This window comes from Thiolapillus sp., assembly GCF_048562965.1.
Taxonomy (GTDB): Bacteria; Pseudomonadota; Gammaproteobacteria; order Chromatiales; family Chromatiaceae; genus Thiolapillus; species Thiolapillus brandeum_A.
Genome location: NZ_JBHNMF010000685.1, coordinates 1 through 1,617, shown reverse-complemented (window position 1 = coordinate 1,617; position 1,617 = coordinate 1). Strand labels below are relative to the sequence as shown.

General features: G+C 57.7%; 3 protein-coding genes and 1 pseudogene. 1 reads left to right on the top strand and 3 read right to left on the bottom strand.

Annotated features, from left to right (window positions below; translation table 11 throughout):
- On the bottom strand, positions 1 to 266 hold a 266-nt coding region (locus tag ACOCD2_RS19155; RefSeq protein ID WP_419625911.1), incomplete at its 3' end, for a hypothetical protein.
- Positions 169 to 720, bottom strand: coding sequence for an NAD-binding protein (locus ACOCD2_RS19150; protein WP_419589590.1), 552 nt, complete (start codon positions 718 to 720; stop codon positions 169 to 171). The genes ACOCD2_RS19155 and ACOCD2_RS19150, both read right to left, overlap by 98 nt.
- Before the next feature lie 16 nt (positions 721 to 736).
- Here ACOCD2_RS19150 and ACOCD2_RS19145 point away from each other — a divergent pair, with 16 nt between their 5' ends.
- On the top strand, positions 737 to 1,045 hold the full coding sequence (locus ACOCD2_RS19145; protein ID WP_419582747.1) for a hypothetical protein: 309 nt from the start codon (positions 737 to 739) through the stop codon (positions 1,043 to 1,045).
- A 5-nt stretch (positions 1,046 to 1,050) separates the two neighbouring features.
- Here the strand turns inward: ACOCD2_RS19145 and ACOCD2_RS19140 are convergent.
- Positions 1,051 to 1,449: pseudogene (locus ACOCD2_RS19140) on the bottom strand (ion channel); the annotation flags it as partial.
- Between the last annotated feature and the right edge of the window lie 168 nt (positions 1,450 to 1,617).

Genomic DNA, 1,617 nt, shown 5'->3' with positions numbered 1-1,617 from the left:
CGCCGCGTTCGGAGGCCTACTTTGTTTTCCCTCTGGCGCAAGGCACGCCGGGAAAACAGTGCGGCCTCGCGGCTACTGGGGACTACCAGCCTTCGCTTCGCTCTCCATGGCTGGCAGCGATCGTTGTCCGTGCCCGCAACGATACCTACCGCATGCTCGATATCCGCCTCAGTCAGCGTATCTTCTTCGGTGCCTCTTCCCCTCACCACCCCCTGCTTGGGTTCGCCCGTCTTTTCGGGCATCGCCTCCATGACCGTGATGGAGATTTCCTCTTTCTTCAGCCTGTTGAAAACGGCCTTGCCGAACCGCCCGTAACCACCCACTATCCAGTGCCCGTGGGTGGGGGGGGTAGACCGGGTCGGGCAACAGGGTTCCGGGTTTTTCCGTGAGCCAGCGCTGCAACAGGTAGAGTCCCGGCGTCTGCAAGGCGGTGGAAAGGTACTTGGCAAAGGTATCGAAGGGATCGATGATGTAGTCCGTTCCAAAAGATGCCATGTTGTCTTCGATATCGTGAGAATCCGCACGGCAGATGACTGTTACATGGGGGTTGAGCAGCTTGCTGGTAATGGCGATCTTGAGATTGACTTCATTGTCGTTGGTCAGCGCCACCACGCCAGCACATTGCCTATGGCCCAGACCCGCTTCCAGCAAATGCCGGGGGGTACGCGCATTGGCATGCAGCGCGGGAACATAGTCCCGCAGGTTCTGCAGTTTCAGCAAGCGTGTCTTCGGCCTCGTGATAGATTTTGGGACATCCCAGTCCCCAAAATCGACTCGGCCTTTGACAACCTATTGGTGCCCCAGCCGTCCTGGTCACCAAGCACTACGCAACAACTTCGCAAGCTCGTTGCTGCTCCGTACTTGGCTCCCAATGACTGGACGCCGCGTTCGGAGGCCTACTTTGTTTTCCCTCTGGCGCAAGGCACGCCGGGAAAACAGTGCGGCCTCGCGGCTACTGGGGTCTACCAGCCTTCGCTTCGCTCTCCATGGCTGGCAGCGAAGGTTGATCTTGTCTTCATTCAGATCCACCACAACCACGTGCTGACCCCGCTCCGTCAGTGCCCGTGCCAGTTCCCTCCCCGTTTCACCATAACCGCACAGGATATAGAAAGGCTCACGCAGATGCCTTATGCGCTGAGCAAAACGCCGTTCCTTGATGGCATGCTGGAAGGTCTTGTCCTGCAGCAATGTCAGAATGGTACCTATGGCATACAGCCAGGCAATGACCGACAGATAGATGGACACCAGCACCCAGGCACGCTGCACATCCGTAAACTCGTAGGGTATCTCGCCAAAACCGATGGTCGTGGACATGAAGCTCACGAAATAGAACGCGTGAAAAAAGTCCATGTGCCAGGGATTGCCCTGGGCATCCTGGCCCGGTATCAGCACCAGCCCGAGAATAGAAGCCGCGTAGATCAGAACCAGAGTCAGCAGCGGGCGGCGCATGCGCCGCAGGATGAGGAAGACGATATTGTCCATGCCTAGTGCTCCTTCTAGGTAATAATTGCGAGTTCAGTCCGCTTGTCTGCGTTCACGGCAAGGCGTTCCTCGCAGGTAATGGCAGTTCCCTTGCCAAGAGGAACAACGCAGTCCGTGGGCGCAGACAAGCTGACC